The 20461-nt window shown below is 71.5% G+C and carries 20 protein-coding genes and 1 tRNA gene; 14 read left to right on the top strand and 7 right to left on the bottom strand.

The annotated features are described in order from the left end of the window. Positions 1–80 precede the first annotated feature (80 nt). Entirely contained in the window at positions 81–503 is a 423-nt protein-coding gene (locus ACFP1Z_RS21705) for an SsgA family sporulation/cell division regulator (protein WP_390318492.1), read from the bottom strand. A gap of 432 nt (positions 504–935) precedes the next feature. Between ACFP1Z_RS21705 and ACFP1Z_RS21710 the strand changes: the two genes are divergently transcribed. Beyond that, positions 936–2438, top strand: a complete 1503-nt coding sequence (locus ACFP1Z_RS21710) for an RDD family protein (RefSeq protein WP_390318493.1) — start codon at positions 936–938, stop codon at positions 2436–2438. Positions 2439–3193: 755 nt separating this feature from the next. Beyond that, entirely contained in the window at positions 3194–3631 is a 438-nt protein-coding gene (locus ACFP1Z_RS21715) for an RDD family protein (RefSeq protein WP_390318494.1), read from the top strand. Positions 3632–3673: 42 nt separating this feature from the next. Here ACFP1Z_RS21715 and ACFP1Z_RS21720 read toward each other — a convergent pair whose 3' ends face one another. Then, positions 3674–3931: a hypothetical protein gene (locus tag ACFP1Z_RS21720; protein WP_390318496.1), complete on the bottom strand. Its 258-nt coding sequence runs from the start codon at positions 3929–3931 to the stop codon at positions 3674–3676. A gap of 315 nt (positions 3932–4246) precedes the next feature. Between ACFP1Z_RS21720 and ACFP1Z_RS21725 the strand changes: the two genes are divergently transcribed. Beyond that, complete coding sequence (locus ACFP1Z_RS21725; protein WP_390318498.1) at positions 4247–6682, top strand: immune inhibitor A domain-containing protein; 2436 nt, start codon at positions 4247–4249, stop codon at positions 6680–6682. Positions 6683–6818: 136 nt separating this feature from the next. Continuing rightward, the gene (locus ACFP1Z_RS21730; RefSeq protein WP_390318500.1) at positions 6819–7151 is read left to right on the top strand and encodes a hypothetical protein; all 333 of its coding nucleotides are present in this window, start codon (positions 6819–6821) and stop codon (positions 7149–7151) included. 100 nt (positions 7152–7251) lie between these two features. On the opposite strand, the gene ACFP1Z_RS21735 is transcribed toward ACFP1Z_RS21730, so the two are convergent. Together ACFP1Z_RS21735 and ACFP1Z_RS21740 are read right to left on the bottom strand one after the other, a co-directional pair. After that, a complete protein-coding gene (locus ACFP1Z_RS21735; protein ID WP_390318502.1) occupies positions 7252–7839 on the bottom strand; it encodes an isochorismatase family protein in 588 nt (195 codons plus the stop codon). A 183-nt stretch (positions 7840–8022) separates the two neighbouring features. Then, positions 8023–9372, bottom strand: coding sequence for a nicotinate phosphoribosyltransferase (locus ACFP1Z_RS21740; protein WP_390318503.1), 1350 nt, complete (start codon positions 9370–9372; stop codon positions 8023–8025). Between the two features lie 130 nt (positions 9373–9502). Here ACFP1Z_RS21740 and clpS point away from each other — a divergent pair, with 130 nt between their 5' ends. From clpS to ACFP1Z_RS21775, 7 genes are all read left to right on the top strand, one after another. Continuing rightward, positions 9503–9814, top strand: coding sequence for an ATP-dependent Clp protease adapter ClpS (clpS, locus tag ACFP1Z_RS21745; protein ID WP_390318504.1), 312 nt, complete (start codon positions 9503–9505; stop codon positions 9812–9814). Beyond that, on the top strand, positions 9814–10407 hold the full coding sequence (locus tag ACFP1Z_RS21750; protein ID WP_390318506.1) for a DUF2017 domain-containing protein: 594 nt from the start codon (positions 9814–9816) through the stop codon (positions 10405–10407). Before clpS ends, ACFP1Z_RS21750 begins: the two co-directional genes overlap by 1 nt. 339 nt (positions 10408–10746) lie before the next feature. Continuing rightward, positions 10747–12222: an amino acid permease gene (locus ACFP1Z_RS21755; RefSeq protein ID WP_390318508.1), complete on the top strand. Its 1476-nt coding sequence runs from the start codon at positions 10747–10749 to the stop codon at positions 12220–12222. Positions 12223–12374: 152 nt separating this feature from the next. Further along, a complete protein-coding gene (locus ACFP1Z_RS21760) occupies positions 12375–12797 on the top strand; it encodes a M67 family metallopeptidase (protein ID WP_390318510.1) in 423 nt (140 codons plus the stop codon). A gap of 152 nt (positions 12798–12949) precedes the next feature. Beyond that, positions 12950–13231: a MoaD/ThiS family protein gene (locus tag ACFP1Z_RS21765; protein ID WP_390318512.1), complete on the top strand. Its 282-nt coding sequence runs from the start codon at positions 12950–12952 to the stop codon at positions 13229–13231. 3 nt (positions 13232–13234) lie between these two features. After that, on the top strand, positions 13235–14185 hold the full coding sequence (locus ACFP1Z_RS21770; protein WP_390318514.1) for a PLP-dependent cysteine synthase family protein: 951 nt from the start codon (positions 13235–13237) through the stop codon (positions 14183–14185). 237 nt (positions 14186–14422) lie between these two features. Then, positions 14423–15175: an MBL fold metallo-hydrolase gene (locus ACFP1Z_RS21775; protein WP_390318516.1), complete on the top strand. Its 753-nt coding sequence runs from the start codon at positions 14423–14425 to the stop codon at positions 15173–15175. Between the two features lie 70 nt (positions 15176–15245). Here ACFP1Z_RS21775 and ACFP1Z_RS21780 read toward each other — a convergent pair whose 3' ends face one another. Next, on the bottom strand, positions 15246–16511 hold the full coding sequence (locus ACFP1Z_RS21780) for a PTS transporter subunit EIIC (protein ID WP_390318518.1): 1266 nt from the start codon (positions 16509–16511) through the stop codon (positions 15246–15248). Positions 16512–16662: 151 nt separating this feature from the next. Further along, on the bottom strand, positions 16663–17988 hold the full coding sequence (locus ACFP1Z_RS21785; protein ID WP_390318520.1) for a PTS transporter subunit EIIC: 1326 nt from the start codon (positions 17986–17988) through the stop codon (positions 16663–16665). 229 nt (positions 17989–18217) lie between these two features. Between ACFP1Z_RS21785 and ACFP1Z_RS21790 the strand changes: the two genes are divergently transcribed. From ACFP1Z_RS21790 to rdgB, 3 genes are all read left to right on the top strand, one after another. After that, the gene (locus ACFP1Z_RS21790; RefSeq protein ID WP_390318522.1) at positions 18218–18451 is read left to right on the top strand and encodes a PTS sugar transporter subunit IIB; all 234 of its coding nucleotides are present in this window, start codon (positions 18218–18220) and stop codon (positions 18449–18451) included. 94 nt (positions 18452–18545) lie between these two features. Further along, on the top strand, positions 18546–19280 hold the full coding sequence (gene rph, locus ACFP1Z_RS21795; RefSeq protein WP_390318524.1) for a ribonuclease PH: 735 nt from the start codon (positions 18546–18548) through the stop codon (positions 19278–19280). 411 nt (positions 19281–19691) lie between these two features. Further along, complete coding sequence (rdgB, locus tag ACFP1Z_RS21800) at positions 19692–20306, top strand: RdgB/HAM1 family non-canonical purine NTP pyrophosphatase (RefSeq protein WP_390318526.1); 615 nt, start codon at positions 19692–19694, stop codon at positions 20304–20306. Between the two features lie 57 nt (positions 20307–20363). On the opposite strand, the gene ACFP1Z_RS21805 is transcribed toward rdgB, so the two are convergent. Next, positions 20364–20450 (bottom strand) — tRNA-Leu (locus ACFP1Z_RS21805). Between the last annotated feature and the right edge of the window lie 11 nt (positions 20451–20461).

The following is a 20461-nucleotide window of genomic DNA, read 5'->3' on the forward strand; positions in this document are numbered from 1 at the left end:
GGTGTCGGTCGTGCACGGCGGGCGCGGGCCCGTACCCGCTCGCCCTCGACCGTCACGCGCGCTCCCCCTGCGCGTGTTCCCTACGCACCGGCCCCCGGCGGCAGCAGCGCGCTCAACGCCGCGTCCAGGCCCAGCCGTTCCGCCTCCGTGCCCCGCGCCACCTCCCGCTGCGTGTGGTCCAGCCACGCCGAGACCGCCCCGGCCGGAGCCTGGAGCAGCGCGTCGCCGTCCGGGGACGACAGCGCCATGCACACCACGCTGCGGCCGTCCGCGAGCGTCGGCCACACCCGTACGTCCCCGTGCCCGCTCGGCCGCCGCACCCCGTCCAGCAGCAGGTCCCGCGCGAACGTCCAGTGCACCGGTACGTCCGAGGTGACGTGGAAGGCGATGTGCACGGCGTAGGGATCGGCCGTGCGATAGCTGAGCCGGGACGGCACCGGGACGCTGCGGTCCGGTGACAGCACCAGGCTCAGTTCCAGTTCTCTTTCGACCACGGTGTGCATCAGTTGCGCCCTCTCTGCCTCTGCGGCTGCTCCTGCTCCGTCACAGAGCCCGGGGTCCCCGCGTCCTTACGCGACTTCGCCCACCGGCTTCGCCCTGCCCGCGCCCTTGACGCTCCGTCGACAGTGAAGCCCCTAGTGAAACCTTTCCGCAGCGGGGGCGCCCCTAGGGGTGACGGACCCCGCCGTTCGCGCGTGCGAGTGGTCCCGTGCGCAGGACGGCCGCACGGAGGAGAACCGTCTGGTAGACCTGTCTGATGCGCTCCGGGTTGCATTTTGTGCATAGAGATCACGTGTGCGGGAAGCGCGCGTGCCGGTACGGCGGTCCGGAGCCGCGACCGCACCGTCGCGTCCGTGCGGCAGACTGAAGGACCCAGCCGTCCACCGGCGCGACACCCCCCAGCACGGCCGAGCAGATACGGGACAACGGACACCATGAGCGCCCCTACCTCAGGATCCGCCGACAACAGCCCTGTGGCCGGGTTTTATCCGGACCCGTCCATTCCTGGCTACATCAGGTACTGGAGCGGCAGCGCGTGGGTGCCCGGCACGAGTCGGCCGGCCCCCGCCGACGGCGAACCGATGCCCACCCCGCCCGCCGGCCTCGCCCCGGCCGCCCCCTCGCTCGCGGCGCCCGTCCCCCCGACCCCGCGCGCCGCCTCGCCGGCGGCGCGGCCCGTGGAGGAGACGGGCCCGGTGTTCCTGGACGAGGAACCGGCCGGGCCGGACGCGGGCGCCGTCGCCGGCGGGCGCGGCGGCACGGTGCAGCTCCGCACGCAGCGGGGGCGGCAGCCGGGGCGGCCCGCCGCCGGTGCCGGGGGCGGTGCGGGGGACTGGGCGGGCCCGTCCGGCCCGCAGACCGCGCGCGGCGCGGAGGCGGTGCCGCCGGGCGGCCCCGGCGAGCAGCCGGGGGCGTACGGTCCGTCGCCGGCGGGCCCGGACGGGCGGTTCGGCGCCGCGCCCGGCGCGGGGGAGGACCCCGGGCCCGCGGAGGAATCCGGCGCGGAGACCGGGCGGCAGGACGCGTACGGGGCGGTGCGGCAGCCCGCGGCGGCCCGGTCCGTACAGCCGTCGCCGCAGCCGTCCGTACAGCCCGAGTACCCGGGTCCGCGCGAGGCGGTGGACGTTCCCGCGGCCGTACGGCCGGGACAGGACGGGCACGTCCCGGCGCCCGCCGCGCGGGCCGCCCACGCGGCGGAACCCGCCGCGCAGGGAGCGCAGTTCCGCGAGGCGTCCGCCGAGCGATCCGCCGAGCCGTCCGCCGAGCAGGCGGCCGGCTGGGCCCAGCAGGTGCATCAGCTCGCGCAGCGGCAGCCGCAGGGCGGGCTGCCGCAGCCGTACCAGCCGGCGCCGCCGCCCGCCGTGCCGCAGACCGCCGGCAGTGAGGCGGCCGTCCCGTGGAAGCCGCCCGTGCAGGACCCCTTCCTGCTGTCCGCGACCGAGACCGGCAAGCCCGCCGCGCTCGGGCGGCGGCTGGCCGCGCGGGTGGTCGACTCACTCGTGACGGGGGCCGTCGTCGCGGCGGCGGCCGTCCCGCTGTGGAGCAAGGCCGTCGACCACATCGACGCCAAGATCGAGCAGGCGAAGCAGTCCGGGCAGACCGTCACGGTCTGGCTCGTCGACGGCACGACCGGCCCGTACCTGGGCGTCGTGCTGGGCGTCCTGCTGCTGTTCGGGGTCCTCTACGAGGCGCTGCCGACCGCCAAGTGGGGCCGCACGGCGGGCAAGAAGCTGTGCGGGCTGCGCGTGCTGGGCATCGAGTCCCACGAGGCCCCCTCGTTCGGGGCGGCACTGCGCCGCTGGCTGCTGTACGGGGTGCTGGGCGTGCTCGCGGTCGGCGTGCTGAACGTGCTGTGGTGCCTGTTCGACCGGCCCTGGCGGCAGTGCTGGCACGACAAGGCGGCGCGCACGTTCGTCGCGGAGGCGAAGGCCCGCTGACGACGGGCGGACCGTCCGCCCCCGGCAACTCGAACGGCATACGGCCGGATGCGGCCGGGGAGGGGCTGGGGTCTACTCGGGCCATGAGCAGCGAACAGCCGGGCACGGACCCGTTCCGGGGGCAGCCGCAGGAACCCCCGGGCGGTCCCGGTACCCCCGGCGCGGGGTCGCCGTCCGGCGAGGGTCCGGGCGGGCCGTACGGGAGCGGTGCCCCGCCGGGTAGTGCGGGTGCCGCCGGCCGGGGGCAGGGCTCCGGCGCGGGGCCCGGCGGGCCGTACGAGAGCGGCGGTGCCGACGTGGGTGGGCAGCCTTCCAGTGAGGGTCCTGGTGGCCCGTACGGGAGTGGTGCTGCGGGTGGTTCGGGTGCCGCCGGTGCGGGACGGCCTCCCGGCGAGGGGCCGGGCGGGCCGTATGGGAGCGGCGCTCCGGGCGGTCTCGGCGGTTCCGGTGCGGGTGGGCAGCCTCTCGGCGAGGGGCCTGGTGGCCCGTACGGGAGTGGTGCTGCGGGTGCTTCGGGCGCCGCCGGTCCGGGGTCGGGCTCCGGCGAGGGGCCTGGTGGCCCGTACGGAAGCGGCGCCCCGAGCGGTGCCGGCGGTCCCGGACCCGGTGGGCAGCCCCCCGGTGAGGGCAGCGGTGAGCCCTACGGGGCCGGTTCGCCCGGTGGGCCCCCGCCGTCCGGGCCCGGGCCCGGCGCTCCTTACGGCTCCGCCCCCGGTGGTCCCCACGGCGGCTACGACGCCGACCCGCTCGCGGGTATGCCCCCGCTGGGGCATCGCGGCAAGCGGCTGCTCGCCCGTATCATCGACGGGCTGCTCGTGTCCGTCCCGCTCAGCATCATCTTCTCGGCGGTCTCCGCGCGTTGGGACGTCTACGAGAACTCCGGCGACTCCTTCACCCTCGGCGTGATCATCGCGGTCGTCTACTTCGTCTACGAAGGGCTGATGCTGACCACCCGGGGGCAGACCGTCGGCAAGATGGCCATGAACATCCGCGTCGCGATGCTGGAGAACGGCGCGAGCCCCGAGGGCGCCCCGGGCTGGACGCGCGCCGCCGTCTACACGCTGCCGGGCATCGTGCCGTGCTGCGGCTTCGTCTTCTGGCTCGTCAACGTGCTGTGGTGCACCTGGGACGAGCCGTACCACCAGTGCATCCACGACAAGGCGGCGAAGACCGTGGTGGTCGCGACGCAGTGAACGGCCGCAACCCGGCATGGGAAAAGCCGGGTTGACTCAAAGTCAGCGCAGCGAGTGCTGGCTCATCCGCGCCTCGGCCGGAGCGGCCGGGCGCTGCGGCAATCGTCCGGTGACCCTGCGGGCGAAGACCCGTGGCATCGGCACCGTGACGGCCACGAGCAGGCCGAGCGCGAGCGCGACACAGGCGATGAGGGCGACACCCGGACCCGAGCGCGTCTGCGACAGCAGCAGCATCGCGAGGGTCGACAGGACGACGGTGGCCGAACCGTAGGCTATCTGTGCGGGGGTCGGACGCGACATGGCGGGATCCGTCCTCGGGGAGACAGGTGGGGGTGCCGAGTCGGCTGGCGCGTACACCCAATCGACTCTACGGTCGAGACTGCCCGAGCGGAACCGACGGCAATCCCGACCTGACATGCCGTAGCCGTCGGGGCGGGGGCGCACTGGGTCATCCGGTCGTCCAACCATCGGTGCCGATGCGCCCGTTGGTGTCCGATATCCGCAAGTTAAGTTCCGCGTAACGTACTTGGTCTGCGTTACCCAGTCAAGATCTGTCTTTTGCTGATCCTTTCCTGTCAAATACCTCCACAGTTCTGACTGGGAGGACAGCAACAAGTGAAGAGAGCGAACAGCAGCGGCAGACGGGGCCTCCGCTCCGCCGCCCTGGCCACGGCCCTCGGCCTGGGGGCGGTGACCCTGACGGCGGGCCTCGGCGCCGGCCCGGCCCTGGCCGCCCCCACCGCCGGCCCGGAGATACCCGCGGCCGCGCAGCGCCACGACCCGCAGCCCGCCGGGCACGCCGTCGAGCACGACCTCAAGGGCCCGTACTCCAAGAAGACCGAGGAGCAGCGCAAGGCCGCCCTCGAAGCGGTCATCTCCGGCGACGCGAAGGCCCAGCAGCGCGGCGGCTCCAAGGTCGTCGAGCTCGGCAAGGGCAAGTACGTCGAGCTGGCCCGCGAGAAGACCGACAAGATCTTCACGATCCTGGTGGACTTCGGCGACAAGGTCGACGACACCACGATGTACGACCCCGACGGTCCCGACGGCCCCCGGCCGCCCGTGAAGAAGTACGGCGGCACCCCCGGCCCCGCCCACAACACCATCGCGAAGCCGGACCGCGAGAACGACAACTCCACGGCCTGGCAGCCCGACTACAGCCGCGAGCACTTCCAGGACCTGTACTTCTCGCACGACGCGGGCAAGGAGTCCCTCGCCAAGTACTACGAGAAGCAGTCCTCGGGCCGCTACTCCGTCGACGGCCAGGTCTCCGACTGGGTCAGGGTCCCCTGGAACGAGGCCCGTTACGGCTCGAACTACTGCGGGTCCACCAACTGCTCCAACGCCTGGGACCTGGTGCGCGACGCGGTCGACCAGTGGGTCGCCGACCAGAAGGCCAAGGGCCGCAGCGACGCCGAGATCAAGGCGAACCTGGCCGAGTACGACCAGTGGGACCGCAACGACTACAACCACAACGGCAACTTCAACGAGCCCGACGGCTACATCGACCACTTCCAGATCGTGCACGCCGGCGAGGACGAGTCCGCGGGCGGCGGCGCGCAGGGCAAGGACGCCATCTGGGCCCACCGCTGGTACGCCTACAGCGGCGACGCCGGCCGGACCGGCCCGTCCTTCAACAAGGCCGGCGGCACCGAGATCGGCAACACCGGCATCTGGGTCGGCGACTACACCATGCAGCCCGAGAACGGCGGCCTCGGCGTCTTCGCCCACGAGTACGGTCACGACCTCGGCCTGCCCGACGAGTACGACACCACCGGCACCGGTGAGTCCTCCGTCGCGTACTGGTCCCTGATGTCCTCCGGCTCCTGGCTCGGCACAGGCAAGGACACCATCGGCGACCTGCCCGGAGACATGAGCGCCTGGGACAAGCTGCAGCTCGGCTGGCTCAACTACGACAAGGCCAAGGCCGGTTCGCGCTCCACGCACACCCTCGGCGTCGCCGAGTACAACACCAAGGACAAGCAGGCCGTCGTCGTCGACCTGCCCGCCAAGAAGGTCACCACCGACGTCGTCGCCCCCGCCGAGGGCAGCAGGCAGTGGTGGGGCGGCCAGGCCGACAACCTCAGCAACACCCTCACCCGCACCGTCGACCTCACCGGCAAGTCGGCGGCCCGGCTGGACCTGACCGGCTGGTGGGACATCGAGGCCAACTACGACTACCTCTACACCGAGGTCTCCACCGACGGCGGCACCACCTGGACGCCCGTCGACGGCACCGCCGACGGAAAGACCGTCACCCGCGACGGCGGCAACCGGCCCGCGCTGACCGGCACTTCGGGCGCGCACAAGAAGCTCTCCTACGACCTCGGCGCCTACACGGGTCACAAGGTCGGGCTGCGCTTCCGCTATCAGACCGACGGCGGCACCACCGGCAAGGGCTTCACCGCCGACGCCATCAGCCTCACCGCCGACGGCACCACCGTCTTCACCGACAACGCCGAGGGCGGCCAGGGCGACGACGGCGGCTGGACGGCCAAGGGCTTCTCGCGCATCGGCGCCTCCTTCACCAAGGAGTACGCGCAGTACTACCTCGCCGAGAACCGTCAGTACGTCTCCTACGACAAGACGCTGAGCTCCGGCCCCTACAACTTCGGCTGGCGCGACACGCGCCCGTCCTGGGTCGAGCACCACCCGTACCAGCCCGGCCTGTTGATCTGGAAGTGGGACACCTCGCAGGCCGACAACAACGTCGGCGTGCACCCCGGCGTCGGCCGCATCCTGCCCGTCGACGCCCACCCCAAGGCGCAGCGCTGGGCCGACGGCACGCTGATGCGCAACCGCTTCCAGGCCTACGACTCGACCTTCACCAACCACTGGGTGCGGGGCTACACCGTGCACAGCAACGGCGTAGCCGCACAGGTGCCGGCCAAGTCCGGCATCCCCGTCTTCGACGACCGGCACGGCACGTACTTCGACGAGGAGAACCCGACCGGAGGCGTCCGCGTTACTGACACCAACACCCGCATCGCCCTCGTCAACGAGGACTGGACCGGTGCGACGATGAAGATCCAGGTGGGTCCCGCAGGCCGGTAACCCCCTCCGCACGCCATATCTCCGCAGGTCAACGCGGTATCGGCCGTCGCCCCCTGGCGGGCGGCGGCCGATCGCGTTTAGATGGCCGCCATGAGGTCGTTATTGACACCGGGCGGTCGGCAGGAAGGGGACGCGGATGGCCGGCGGCGGATTCGTGAGGCTCCCGGACGGCAGCGTGGTCGTCGCCCTGTCGCTCCCCAGCCCGGCCGGGGAACCGGCGGCCGGCCGGGTCCGGGTGCTCGTCCACTCCGTCAACCGCCAGCGCGCGCTGACGCGGCTGCGGAACCTGGGGCTGCGGTCGGTGTACCTGCGCGGCAACACGGAGCCGCCTACGCCGGACGAGATAACGGCTGTCCTGCACCATCCTGAGGGGCTGGTGTGGCGTGGGGCGCCGGATGACGAGACGGAGTCCTGGCATCCGATAGCGTCGCTGCTTCGCCGTGCGGAGCCGCCGCGGCCCGCGGCTTGATAGCGGCGCCTGCGGCGGGCTTTGTTCCCCACCCCGCCCCTTCCCGAAACTGGGGCTCCGCCCCAGACCCCGGTCCTCAAGCGCCGGACGGGCTGATAACTCAAGCCCCCACAGGCTTACCCGTGAGTTCTACCCCCGCCTCACGCAGCTCCTCCATCGCCCGCTGCGCCGTCTGTGGTGCCACCGCCGCCGTCAGGTCCAGCAGGACATGCGTCGCGAAGCCCTCGCGCCGGGCGTCCAGTGCGGTGGCGCGTACGCAGTGGTCCGTGGCGATGCCGACCACGTCCACGCTCGTCACCGCGCGCTCGCGCAGCCACCGCGCGAGCGGGACCCCGTTCTCGTCGGTGCCCTCGAAGCCGCTGTAGGCCGCCGTGTACTCGCCCTTGTCGAAGACGGCGTCTATGGCCCCGGAGGCCACGACCGGCGCGAAGTTGGGGTGGAAGCCGCTGCCCTCCGTGCCCGCCACGCAGTGCGGCGGCCAGGAGTGCGCGAAGTCGGGATGCTCGGAGAAGTGGTCACCGGGGTCTATGTGGTGGTCGCGGGTCGCCACGACATAGCGGTAGGTGCCGGCCGACTCGCCGACGAGATCGGTGATGGCCGCCGCCACATCGGCGCCGCCCGCGACCGCGAGGCTGCCGCTCTCGCAGAAGTCGTTCTGCACATCGACGATGATGAGTGCGTTCTGCATGGTGCGGATCCTTCAGGAAAGGGCCCTCGGCCGAGGCGGGCGGATCAAGTCCTGTGACCGAGGGTAGTGACTTCGCCCGCGCAATGGGAGGGGGTACCGGCAGCACCCCCGGTGACCTGCGGCGCGACGGTCGGGGTCGGCGTGGAAGAAACGTCAATGCGTAACCGGAACCGGTCGCGCGCCTCAGGAGCCGGTCATGAACTCCGTCGGCAGCACGGGCTCGCCGCGCGAGAGCTGCGTCGCCGACAGCGGCAGCCCGGCGCGTGCCCGCATGTGCCGCTCGCGGGCCGCCTCCAGCGGCTCCCGGCCGACGACCTCGCCCCCGCGCACGAGCTCCACCAGCAGCTGCCGGTCGGCCAGTTCGGGCGGCACCGCGCCGGTGCCCACGACCTCCGCCTCGGCGATGCCGTGCGCGTCGGGCCGGCGCGCGGCCCACTTGCGGCCGCCGACCGAGGCCTTGCCGCCCATCGACTTCTTCGCGACCGGCCGCAGCGGGGCGTCCTGGCCGGGCCCGTCGGCGCGGGCGACGAGTTTGTAGACCATCGAGCAGGTGGGGTGCCCGCTGCCGGTCACCAGGTGGGTGCCGACCCCGTAGGCGTCCACGGGCGCGGCCGCGAGCGAGGCGATCGCGTACTCGTCGAGGTCGCTGGTGACCACGATCCGGGTGCCGCGGGCGCCGAGCCCGTCGAGCTGCTCGCGCACCCGGTGGGCGAGCAGCAGCAGGTCCCCGGAGTCGATGCGCACCGCGCCCAGCCCGGGGCCGGCGACCTCGACGGCCATCTTCACGGCCTCGGCGACGTCGTAGGTGTCCACGAGCAGGGTGGTGCCGCCGCCGAGGGCGTCGACCTGCGCGTGGAAGGCGTCGCGCTCGCTGTCGTGCAGCAGGGTGAAGGCGTGCGCGCTGGTGCCGACGGTGGGGATGTTGTAGCGGAAGCCGGCGGCGAGGTCGGAGGTGGAGGCGAAGCCGCCGACGTACGCGGCGCGGGCCGCGGCGACGGCCGCGAGCTCGTGGGTGCGCCGGGCGCCCATCTCGATCAGTGGCCGCTCGCCGGCCGCGACCGCCATCCGGGAGGCCGCGGCCGCCACCGCCGAGTCGTGGTTGAGGATCGAGAGGATCACGGTCTCCAGCAGCACCGCCTCGGCGAAGCTGCCCTCGACGCGCAGCACGGGCGAGCCGGGGAAGTACACCTCGCCCTCGGGGTAGCCCCGGATGTCGCCGCGGAAGCGGTAGTCGGCGAGCCAGGCGAGAGTGGTCTCGTCCACGATGCGGCGGTCGGAGAGGAAGTCGAGGACGCCGGAGTCGAAGCGGAAGTTCTCCACGGCGTCGAGGACGCGGCCGGTGCCGGCGACGACGCCGTAGCGGCGGCCCTCGGGGAGCCGGCGGGTGAAGACCTCGAAGACCGAACGGCGGTCGGCGGTGCCGGAGCGCAGCGCGGCTTGCAGCATGGTGAGTTCGTACCGGTCGGTGAACAGGGACGTCGCCGGTACGGTCACCGGCAGTCCCAGCTCCGCGGTGCTGTCGTGTGCGCTCACTTCTGGCTCGCTCTCCGTATGACGCGCTCGGTCGTCGTCCTCGGGTCCGGCCAGTGATGCTACCTCCGACTCTCGTCAGGGTGACGATTTCTGGGGGTCGTTTGTGCGGGCCTGCCCGGTGGGTGGCAGCATGGGACTCGTGAGTGTTGCCCCAGTCGAGATCGAACGTCCCGAGACGGGCGAGTCGCCGTTCGCGGTGGCGGAGCCCGATGTGCCCTGGGTGACGTTGGTGCACAACGACCCCGTCAACCTCATGAGTTACGTCACGTATGTGTTCCAGACGTACTTCGGCTACTCCAAGGACAAGGCCCACAAGCTGATGCTCGACGTCCATCACAAGGGGCGCGCCACCGTCTCCAGCGGTTCCCGCGAGGAGATGGAGCGCGACGTGCAGGCGATGCACGGCTACGGGCTGTGGGCGACCTTGTCGCAGGACCGCTGATGGCGGGGCACTTCGAGCCGCTGCCCGGCGGCGGGGCCGCCGTCGCCCTGGACGAGATCGAGATCTCCATTCTGCGCAGCCTGGCCGTTCAGCTGCTGGAGCTGATCGGGCCGGGTGAGGGGGAGGACGCGTCCGAGGACCCGCTCGCGCGGCTCTTCGCCGAGGGCCCCAGCGAGCCGCCCGCCGATCCGGCGCTGGCCCGGCTGTTCCCGGACGCCTACGGCACCCCCGGCGAGGAGCAGGATCCGCGGGAGCGTGCGCACGCGGCCGAGTTCCGCCGCTACACCGAGAACGACCTGCGGGCCCGCAAGCGCGAGGACGCGCTCGGCGTCGTGCGCTCCCTGGACGGGCTGAGCGGCTCGGCGGGGGAGCGGGGCGGGGTGCTGCGGCTGGCGCCCGAGGACTGCGGGCGCTGGCTCGGTGCGCTCAACGACCTGCGGCTGACGATCGCCGCCCGGCTGGAGATCCGCGGCGAGGACGACAGTGACGCGCTGTACCGGCTGCCGGACGAGGATCCGCGCAAGCCGATGGTGATGGCCTACCTCTGGCTCGGCGGACTCCAGGAGACGCTGGTGGAGGCCATGACGGCCTGAGGGCACGACGGCCCGACGGCCCGACGGCCTGAGGGCACGGTGCCGCTGTCCGCTCAGAGAACGCTCAATTCCGGATAACGATCCCATTACCGTGATGGCGGCTTTCGATGCTGCCCGCCGCCTTTGTCCCGCTTATTCTGTGGTGTGCCCCACACCGGCCCCGGGTGATCTCCCCGCCGGACGTGATACACCTTGCCGACCTGCCTCCGTGACGCCACCCATGTCACGGCGGGAGCGCTTCGCCGGCCGACCGTCGGCACTTGCAGGACTCCATCCGGGGGGATCTGGACCCGGTCCGCGCCCGTGCGCGCCGACCGGTATGGAGAAAGGCGCACCACCATGACCTCTGAGCAGGTCGCGGACAGCCCGGCGAAGAACCCGGGGTCCGCAGGGCAGGACGGAAGCGGCAGGGAAGCTTCCGAGGGTTACCAGCGGGGGCTGGGCAACCGGCAGATCCAGATGATCGCCATCGGCGGCGCGATCGGCACCGGGCTCTTCCTCGGCGCGGGCAAGGCCATATCCAAGGCGGGCCCGAGCCTGATCCTGGCGTACGCGATAGCCGGGCTCGTCATCTTCTGCATCATGCGGGCGCTCGGTGAGCTGCTCATGTACCGCCCGGTCTCGGGCTCCTTCTCCGACTACGCGCGGGAATTCCTCGGCCCGTTCTGGGGCTACGCGACGGGCTGGACGTACTGGCTGTTCTGGGTCGTCACCGGCATCACCGAGGTCACCGCCGCCGCCACCTATGTGCAGTACTGGAACCACGGCATTCCGCAGTGGGTCTCGGCACTGGCCTTCACGGTCGTGCTCTACCTCGTCAACCTGATCTCCGTGAAGCTCTTCGGCGAGCTGGAGTTCTGGTTCTCCATGGTCAAGGTCACCGCCATCATCGGCATGATCCTGATCGGCATCGGCGTGATCACCCTCGGCTTCTCGGACGCCGGGGACACCGCCTCCTTCGCCAACCTCTGGTCGCACCGGGGATTCGTGCCCAACGGCATCGGCAGCACGCTGATGACGCTCCAGATCGTGATGTTCGCCTTCCTCGCCGTCGAGCTCGTCGGCGTCACCGCGGGCGAGGCCAAGGACCCGAAGAAGACCCTGCCCAAGGCCATCAACACCGTGCCGTGGCGCATCGCCGTCTTCTACATCGGGGCGCTCGTCATCATTCTCTCCGTGGTGCCGTGGACCGAATTCGTGCCCGGCAAGAGCCCGTTCGTCGAGGCGTTCGCGAAGATCGGGCTGCCGGCCGGCGCGGGCATCGTCAATTTCGTGGTCCTCACCGCGGCGTTGTCGTCCTGCAACTCCGGCATGTACTCCACCGGCCGGATGCTGCGCGACCTCGCGCTCAACGGCCAGGGCCCGAAGTTCTTCGCCGCGCTGTCCAAGCGCGGGCTGCCGCTGCGCGGCACCACCTTCTCCGCCGCGCTGATGCTCGTCGGCGTGTGGATCAACTACCAGTGGCCGGGGCAGGCGTTCACGTACGTCGTCTCCTTCGCCACGATCTCCGGCATGTGGGCCTGGATCATGATCCTGGTGGCGCATCTGCGCTACCGCCGCCGGGCGGACCGCGGCGAGCTGCCCCGCTCGTCCTTCCCCGCCCCGGGCGCCCCGTGGACCAGCCTGTTCGCGCTCGCCTTCATCGGCCTGGTGATCGTCCTCATGGGCATCGACGAGGACGCGCGGATCTCGCTGTACTGCGCGCCCCTGTGGGCGGCGATCGTGTGGGTGTCGTACCTGGTCCTCAAGAAGCGCAACCCGCTGGCCTTCGCACGCCGGGACTACACGGTCCCGGAGGTCGAGAAGGCGGCGTAGGACGCCGCGCGGGACTCGGTGCCCGAGGGCCCGTCCGTACCACTGGGGTACGGACGGGCCCACGGGCTTTTCCGTCCCCAACGCCGCGCACCGCGCGTGCAGTTCGTCACCCGCGTCGGCCGGGCGCCGAGCCCCTTCCGTAGGGTGGGGGCATGCTGACCATCACGCAGGCCCTGTACGAGCAGATCGTCGCGCACGCCCGCGCCGACCACCCCGACGAGGCGTGCGGCGTGGTCGCGGGACCGGCCGGCACCGACCGGCCCGAGCGGTTCGTCCCCATGCTCAACGCCGCGCGCTCGCCCACCTTCTACGAGTTCGACTCCGGCGATCTCCTGCGGCTCTACCGGGAGATGGACGACCGGGACGAGGAACCCGTCGTCATCTACCACTCCCACACCGCCACCGAGGCCCACCCCTCGCGCACCGACATCTCCTACGCGAACGAGCCCGGCGCGCACTACGTCCTGGTCTCCACGGCCGACGCCGACGACGCCGGACCCTTCCAGTTCCGCTCGTTCCGTATCGTCGACGGCCGGGTCACCGAGGAGGACGTACGCGTCGTCGACGCGTACTGACCCCCGCCGCGCACCGCAGGAGCGTACTGCCCGCTGAGACGGACCGTCCCGGATGCCGGGACGAACTTCCGGGGCGCGCACAGGGAATCGATACGATGCGCTGGTCGTTCTCCCAGGTGCCCGCCCGTCCTTCGACACAGGAGCCGCACACCATGGCCATCGAGGTCCGCATCCCGACCATCCTGCGCACCCACACCGACGGGCAGAAGGCCGTCGAGGGTGCCGGGGCCACGCTCGACGAGCTGCTGAGGGACCTGGAGACGCGCCACCCGGGCATCCGCGAGCGCCTCGTCGACGACAGCGGCGAGCTGCGCCGCTTCGTCAACGTCTACCTCAACGACGAGGACGTCCGCTTCCTCGGCGGCCTCGGCACCGCGCTCGGCGACGGCGACAGCGTCACGATCCTCCCGGCCGTGGCCGGCGGGGCGGTCTGATCCGTGCGCTACGACAGCCCGTTGGCGGCCGTCGGCAACACCCCGCTCGTGCGTCTGCCGAGGCTCTCGCCCTCGGACTCGGTGCGGATCTGGGCCAAGCTGGAGGACCGCAATCCCACCGGCTCCGTCAAGGACCGCCCCGCCCTGCACATGATCGAGCAGGCCGAGCGCGCGGGCCGTCTCACGCCGGGCGCGACGATCCTGGAGCCCACCTCCGGCAACACCGGTATCTCCCTGGCCATGGCGGCCAAGCTCAAGGGCTACCGCATCGTGTGCGTCATGCCGGAGAACACCAGCCGGGAGCGGCGCGAACTGCTCGCCATGTGGGGCGCGGAGTTCGTCCCCTCGCCCGCCGCCGGCGGCTCCAACACGGCCGTGCGCGTCGCGAAGGAACTGGCCGAGCGGCACCCGGACTGGGTGATGCTCTACCAGTACGGCAACCCCGACAACGCGGGCGCCCACTACGCCACGACCGGGCCCGAGATCCTCGCCGACCTCCCGGAGATCACCCACTTCGTCGCCGGGCTGGGCACCACCGGCACCCTGATGGGCGTCGGCCGCTATCTGCGCGAGCATGTGCCCGGGGTGGGCATCGTCGCCGCCGAGCCGCGCTACGACGACCTGGTCTACGGGCTGCGCAACCTCGACGAGGGCTTCGTGCCCGAGCTGTACGACGCCTCCGTGCTCACCACCCGCTACTCGGTGGGCTCCGAGGACGCGGTGCGCCGCACCCGCCAACTCCTCGCCGAGGAAGGCATCTTCGCGGGCATCTCCACCGGCGCCGTGCTGCACGCCGCGCTCGGGACGGCCCGCAAGGCCGAGCGGGCGGGGGAGCGCGCCGACATCGTCTTCGTCGTCGCCGACGGTGGCTGGAAGTATCTGTCCACCGGGGTGTACACCGCGCCCACGACCGAGGCCGCGGTCGAGGCGCTGCACGGGCAGCTCTGGGCCTGACGGCCGGCCGTCAGGGCCGCCGGGCCCCGTCCCGTACGGGTTCGTGTACGGGCCATACGGTGCGCGGGCCCCCGGCCCGCAAACCCTCGCGCGTACCGGGCGCCCCGGCGGGCAGAAGGGCCCGTACCGGTGACTTCAGCCACAACCCCACCCCGTGGAGGAGCGGCCGTACGGTCCGCGCCTTACGCTCGACGGACCATGGCCCCCCGTCACCGGCCCACGGAGGTTCAGGCCCGTATGAAGCTCACCGTCGTCGGATGCTCGGGCTCGTTCCCGTCCGCGGATTCGGCCTGTTCGAGCTACCTCGTCGAGGCCGACGGCTTCCGGCTGCTCCTCGACATGGGCAACGGTGCCCTCGGCGAGCTGCAGCGCCACATCGGTCTGTACGACCTCGACGCGGTCCTGCTCTCCCATCTGCATCCGGACCACTGCATCGACATGTGCGGCTACTTCGTGGCCCGCTACTACCGGCACGAGGGCGGCCGTGCCGAGCCCATCCCCGTCTACGGGCCCGAGGGCACCGAGGAGCGGCTGGTCACCGCCTACGGCGACATCCCCGATCAGAGCTGTATGAGCGAGGTCTTCGACTTCCGCACCCTGGCCCCCGGCACCTTCAAGGTCGGTCCGATGACCGTGCGCACCGACCGGGTGCGCCACCCCGTGGAGGCCTTCGCCTTCCGCGTCGAGCACAACGGGGCGTCACTGGTCTACTCCGGTGACACCGGGCCCTGCGCGGCGCTGAGCGATCTGGCCGAGGGGACCGATCTGCTGCTGTGCGAGGCGTCCTTCACCTACGGCAAGGAGGACATCCCGGACCTGCACCTCAACGGCCGGGAGGCCGGGGAGCACGCGGCCCGCGCGGGGGCGGGCCGGCTCGTGCTCACCCATGTCCCGCCGTGGACCGACCCGCTGGCCAACCTCCGCGACGCCCGCGCCGCCTACACCGGGCCGGTGGAGCTGGCGACGGCGGGCGCGGTGTACGAGGTCTGAGGGCGGATACGGAAAAGGGCCCCCGGAACCGTGCGGTTCCGGGGGCCCTTCGTTCACGCCCTCGTGGGGGTCACGCCTTGAGCTCGGCGGACTCCTCCTCGGACTCGCGGCCCGGGGTCTTGAGGTTGAACTTGATGATCGCGAAGCGGAACACCACGTAGTAGACCGCCGCGAAGCACAGACCCACCAGGGCCAGCAGCCACGGCTTGGTGGCGATACCGAGGTTGAGCAGGAAGTCGATCGCGCCGGCCGAGAAGCCGAAGCCGTCCTTCATGCCCAGCGCCCAGGTCAGCGCCATGGAGACACCGGTGAGTACCGCGTGCACCGCGTAGAGGACCGGGGCGACGAACATGAAGGTGAACTCGATGGGCTCGGTCACGCCGGTGACGAAGGCGGTGAGCGCGAGCGAGGCCATCATGCCGCCGACGACCTTGCGGTTCTCCGGGCGGGCGCAGTGCACGATCGCCAGGCACGCGGCCGGCAGCGCGAACATCATGATCGGGAAGAAGCCGGTCATGAACTGTCCGGCGCTCGGGTCGCCGGCGAGGAAGCGGGCGATGTCGCCGTTGACGGTGCCCTTGGGGCCGTCGAAGGAACCGGCCTGGAACCAGGGGAAGGAGTTGAGCAGGTGGTGCATGCCGATCGCGATCAGACCGCGGTTGGCGACACCGAAGATACCGGCGCCGACCGCGCCCGAACCGACCAGCCACTCACCGAAGTTGTGCAGACCCGTGCCGAGCACCGGCCAGATGTAGCCGAAGACGATGGCGATGAGCAGGCCCGCGAAGGACGACAGGATCGGCACCAGACGGCGGCCGCCGAAGAAGCCCAGCCAGTCGGGGAGTTTGGTCTTGGAGAAGCGCTGATACAGCAGCGCGACCACGAGGCCCATCACGATGCCGCCGAGCACCTTGGCGTCGACGGTCTGTTCCACCATGGCGACCTTGTGGTCGACCACGGCCTCCTTCTTCGGCAGGCTGCTGTCGGTGAAGGTGCCGAGGACCTTCTGGAAGACGAGGTAACCGGCCACGGCCGCGAGGGCGGTGGAGCCGTCCGACTTCTTCGCGTAGCCGATCGCGACACCCACCGCGAACAGCAGCGGCATGTTGTCCAGGAGGGCGCCGCCGCCGGCGGAGAGGAACTCGGCGATCCTGGTGAGGAACGCCGGGAACGACTCGCGGCCCAGCATGTCGTCCTGGCCGAGGCGGACCATCAGGGCGGCGGCCGGCAGCACGGCGACCGGCAGCATGAGGCTGCGGCCGATGCGCTGGGCGATCGCCATGGCGCTTTTTCCGAGGGCCTTTTTCTCGGCCGCGGGCGCGCTGGCCTTACTCATCGGATTCCTCCAGGTGAGGCCGGCGCTCGGGGGAAGGGGACGGCCGGCTTTGGTCTACACCACTCAGTGGTTTAGACCTGTTGTAGCACGTGAAGCGCGGGTAAAGGAATCCATCGTTCCGAGTGGCCTGAACCACACCTGGGGCCGAACGCTAGCGAATATTCTCCCGCTCCATCTCCTCGGCCACTTCCTCGGGTTCCCGCCCCGGAGTCGGCAGGTCGAACTTGGTGATCGCGAACCGGAAAAGCACGTAGTAGACGGCCGCGAGAACGAGCCCGATCGGAATGATCAGCCAAGGCTTCGTCGCCAGCCCCCAGTTGATCACGTAGTCGATGAGCCCGGCCGAGAAACTGAAGCCGTCGTGCACCCCCAGCCCCCAGGTCACCGCCATCGAGACACCGGTGAGCAGGGCGTGCGCCGCGTACAGCGCGGGGGCGATGAAGAGGAACGAGTACTCGACCGGCTCGGTGATGCCGGTGACGAACGAGGTCAGACCCACCGAGAGCATCATGCCGCCGACCGCCTTGCGATGGTGCGGGCGCGCGCAGTGCGCGATGGCCAGCGCCGCCGCCGGCAGCGCGAACATCATCACCGGGAAGAAACCGGAGGTGAACTGGCCGGCGTGCGGATCGCCCGCGAGGAAACGGTTGATGTCGCCGTGCACGACCGTGCCGTCCGGCTTGGTGTACGAGCCGAACTGGAACCACATGAAGGTATTGAGGAACTGGTGCAGGCCGACCACCAGCAGCGCCCGGTTCGCGACCCCGAAGAGGCCCGAGCCCGCCGCCCCCAGATCCGACAGCCAGTGGCTGAAAGCCGTCAGCGCGTCACCGATCGGCGGCCAGATCCACAGGCACACCACAGCGAAGGCCAGCGCGACGAAGGACATCAGGATCGGCACCAGCCGGCGGCCGTTGAAGAAACCGAGCCAGTCGACGAGCCTGACCCGGTGGAAACGCACCCAGAACCAGGCGCTCAGCAGCCCGATCACGATGCCGCCGAACACCCCCGGGTTCTGGAAACTCGCCGGCGAGGCCCGGCCCGCGCCCGTCACGCACACCCCGCCCCACAGCCCCGCCCCACTGAAGTGCGCCTCGTGCGGACAGTCCAGCGGGAACTGGTGCAGGACGGAGAAGTAGACGAGAAAGGCCACCACCGCGGCCAGCGCCGTCGAACCGTCCGCCTTCTTCGCCATGCCGATCGCGACACCCACGCAGAACAGCAGCGGCAGCCCGAGCGCCGAGTCCAGCAGCGCGCCGCCCGCGCCCGCGAAGACCTTCGCCACGTCGGTCCAGCCCAGCCCGTCCGCGCCGAACACGTCCGGCTGGCCCAGCCGGTTGAGGATGCCCGCCGCCGGCAGCACCGCGATCGGCAGCTGGAGACTGCGGCCCATCTTCTGCAGGTTCGCCAGCAGGGCCTGTGTCCACTTCCCCCGCGGCTTTCCCTGCGGCGCGGCGGCCGCGGCGTTCGCGCTCATCCGCATCCTCCCGGCCGGGCGCCCCGGCGGCGGTCCGCCCGGCGCCTTGCCGCATACTGGTGTAGACCATTGCGGTGCTGTGTGTTCCGTGCCCCGGAACGCGGTACCGGGTGGTCGCCATCTTTCGTCAGATGGCGGACGAACGCCCGCGTAGTTGGGCTGAACGTGGGTTAACGTGTGAAAGCCCGGTCGGCGAGGGCGCCGAGGGCCGAGACAACCAGGAGTGCGCATGGCCAGCAAGGCTGAGAAGATCGTCGCCGGGCTCGGCGGGATCGACAACATCGAGGAGATCGAGGGCTGCATCACCCGTCTCCGCACCGAGGTCAACGACCCCGACCTCGTCGACGAGGCCGCGCTCAAGGCCGCCGGCGCCCACGGCGTCGTCAAGATGGGCACCGCCATCCAGGTCGTCATCGGCACCGACGCCGACCCGATCGCCGGCGAGATCGAGGACATGATGTGAGTCGCTGACCCGGCGACCCTGTGCAGGGCCCCGTGGCCGGTTCGCACCGACGGACCGGAACGGGGCCCTTCACGTTCCCGATAGGCTCTGGCCCATGTCTCGTATCGACGGCCGCACCCCCGACCAGCTCCGCCCCGTGACCATCCAGCGCGGCTGGAGCAAGCACGCCGAGGGCTCCGTCCTCGTCTCCTTCGGCGACACCAGGGTGCTGTGCACCGCCAGCGTCACCGAAGGCGTGCCCCGCTGGCGCAAGGGCAGCGGCGAGGGCTGGGTCACCGCCGAGTACGCGATGCTGCCCCGCTCCACGAACACGCGCGGCGACCGCGAGTCCGTACGCGGCAAGATCGGCGGCCGGACGCACGAGATCTCCCGCCTCATCGGCCGCTCCCTGCGCGCCGTCATCGACTACAAGGCCCTCGGCGAGAACACGATCGTCCTCGACTGCGACGTGCTGCAGGCCGACGGCGGCACCCGTACCGCCGCCATCACCGGCGCCTACGTCGCCCTCGCCGACGCCGTCGCCTGGGCCCAGGCCAACAAACTGGTCAAGAACGGCCGCAAGCCGCTCACCGGCACCGTCTCCGCCGTCAGCGTCGGCATCGTCGACGGCGTCCCCCTCCTCGACCTGTGCTACGAGGAGGACGTGCGCGCCGACACCGACATGAACGTCGTCTGCACCGGCGACGGCCGCTTCGTCGAGGTCCAGGGCACCGCCGAGGCCGAACCCTTCGCCCGCGAGGAACTCAACGCCCTCCTCGACCTGGCCGTCCACGGCTGCACGAACCTCGCCGCGGTCCAGCGCGAAGCGCTGGAGAAGACCCTGGGCTGAACCCCGAACCGTTTCCGGGCTGCGCCCGGTGTCCCGCATCGGGCGCCGGGCGCACGACGCGCCGTGCCGGCTCGTGAGCCGGGTGCGCACGCCGTGCGGCCGTCCGGCGCTACGGGCCCGGGGACCGCTGCGGTGCACTCGGGCCCTGTTGCTCGCCGGTGAGCCCGGCGCCGGCTGGTGCCTGTGGCCACGCCACGTACGCGCCGGGCGGCGGGTGCGCGTGTCTCGCGCACCGCGCGGCCTTTTCCGGGCGCAGGCTCACGGCCGGCTGCCCCACGCCGTGCGCCCAGCACCGGCAGCGCGCCCGCACCCCCCGGGAGCGTCGCGCGCCCCCTGCCCGGCGCCGTCTCCGGGCCGCAGGCCCAGGGCCCGGCCCCACGGCGCCGGGCCGGGGGCGGCGATAATCGCCGCATGAGTCCCACGCAGCACCTGATCCTCGCCACCCGCAACACCGGCAAGATCGCCGAGCTCCGGGCGATCCTCTCCGGGGCCGGTCTCGATGTCGAACTCGTCGGTGCCGACGCGTATCCCGAGATTCCCGACGTCAAGGAGACCGGCGTCACCTTCGCCGAGAACGCCCTGCTGAAGGCGCATGCCCTCGCCCGGGCCACGGGGATTCCGGCCGTGGCCGACGACTCCGGGCTGTGCGTGGACGTCCTCGGCGGAGCCCCCGGGATCTTCTCCGCCCGCTGGGCCGGCCGGCACGGGGACGACCGGGCCAATCTCGAACTGCTCCTCGCCCAGCTCGCCGACATCGACGAAGGCCACCGCGGCGCCCACTTCGCGTGCGCGGCCGCCCTGGCGCTCCCCGACGGCACCGAGCGCGTCGTCGAGGGCCGGCTGGAGGGCACGCTGCGGTACGCCCCGGCGGGCTCGGGCGGCTTCGGGTACGACCCCGTGCTGCAGCCCCTGGGCGGGACGCGCACGTGCGCCGAGCTGACGGCGGAGGAGAAGAACGCGATCAGCCACCGCGGCAAGGCCTTCCGGGCCCTGGTGCCCGTCGTACGGGAACTGCTGGCGCTCTGAGCGCGGGCCCGCGCGGGAGCGACACCCGCGCGGGAGCGACAAGAGAACAGAGAACAATGGTGCGGCCGGAGGGACTCGAACCCTCACGGGTGTTACCCCACTGGGACCTAAACCCAGCGTGACTGCCAATTCCACCACGGCCGCCCGGCGAGGCC

Source organism: Streptomyces gamaensis, from assembly GCF_042656465.1.
Classification (GTDB): Bacteria; Actinomycetota; Actinomycetes; order Streptomycetales; family Streptomycetaceae; genus Streptomyces; species Streptomyces gamaensis.

Coding starts and splice junctions, on each gene's coding strand:
- ACFP1Z_RS21780 (WP_390318518.1), bottom strand. CDS start 16,511: ATGAGTAAGGCCAGCGCGCCCGCGGCCGAGAAAAAGGCCCTCGGAAAA.
- ACFP1Z_RS21720 (WP_390318496.1), bottom strand. CDS start 3,931: ATGTCGCGTCCGACCCCCGCACAGATAGCCTACGGTTCGGCCACCGTC.
- ACFP1Z_RS21765 (WP_390318512.1), top strand. CDS start 12,950: ATGGCCATCGAGGTCCGCATCCCGACCATCCTGCGCACCCACACCGAC.
- ACFP1Z_RS21710 (WP_390318493.1), top strand. CDS start 936: ATGAGCGCCCCTACCTCAGGATCCGCCGACAACAGCCCTGTGGCCGGG.
- ACFP1Z_RS21755 (WP_390318508.1), top strand. CDS start 10,747: ATGACCTCTGAGCAGGTCGCGGACAGCCCGGCGAAGAACCCGGGGTCC.
- clpS (WP_390318504.1), top strand. CDS start 9,503: ATGGGACTCGTGAGTGTTGCCCCAGTCGAGATCGAACGTCCCGAGACG.
- ACFP1Z_RS21730 (WP_390318500.1), top strand. CDS start 6,819: ATGGCCGGCGGCGGATTCGTGAGGCTCCCGGACGGCAGCGTGGTCGTC.
- ACFP1Z_RS21750 (WP_390318506.1), top strand. CDS start 9,814: ATGGCGGGGCACTTCGAGCCGCTGCCCGGCGGCGGGGCCGCCGTCGCC.
- ACFP1Z_RS21785 (WP_390318520.1), bottom strand. CDS start 17,988: ATGAGCGCGAACGCCGCGGCCGCCGCGCCGCAGGGAAAGCCGCGGGGG.
- ACFP1Z_RS21715 (WP_390318494.1), top strand. CDS start 3,194: ATGCCCCCGCTGGGGCATCGCGGCAAGCGGCTGCTCGCCCGTATCATC.
- ACFP1Z_RS21705 (WP_390318492.1), bottom strand. CDS start 503: ATGCACACCGTGGTCGAAAGAGAACTGGAACTGAGCCTGGTGCTGTCA.
- rdgB (WP_390318526.1), top strand. CDS start 19,692: ATGAGTCCCACGCAGCACCTGATCCTCGCCACCCGCAACACCGGCAAG.
- ACFP1Z_RS21735 (WP_390318502.1), bottom strand. CDS start 7,839: ATGCAGAACGCACTCATCATCGTCGATGTGCAGAACGACTTCTGCGAG.
- ACFP1Z_RS21775 (WP_390318516.1), top strand. CDS start 14,423: ATGAAGCTCACCGTCGTCGGATGCTCGGGCTCGTTCCCGTCCGCGGAT.
- ACFP1Z_RS21790 (WP_390318522.1), top strand. CDS start 18,218: ATGGCCAGCAAGGCTGAGAAGATCGTCGCCGGGCTCGGCGGGATCGAC.
- rph (WP_390318524.1), top strand. CDS start 18,546: ATGTCTCGTATCGACGGCCGCACCCCCGACCAGCTCCGCCCCGTGACC.
- ACFP1Z_RS21760 (WP_390318510.1), top strand. CDS start 12,375: ATGCTGACCATCACGCAGGCCCTGTACGAGCAGATCGTCGCGCACGCC.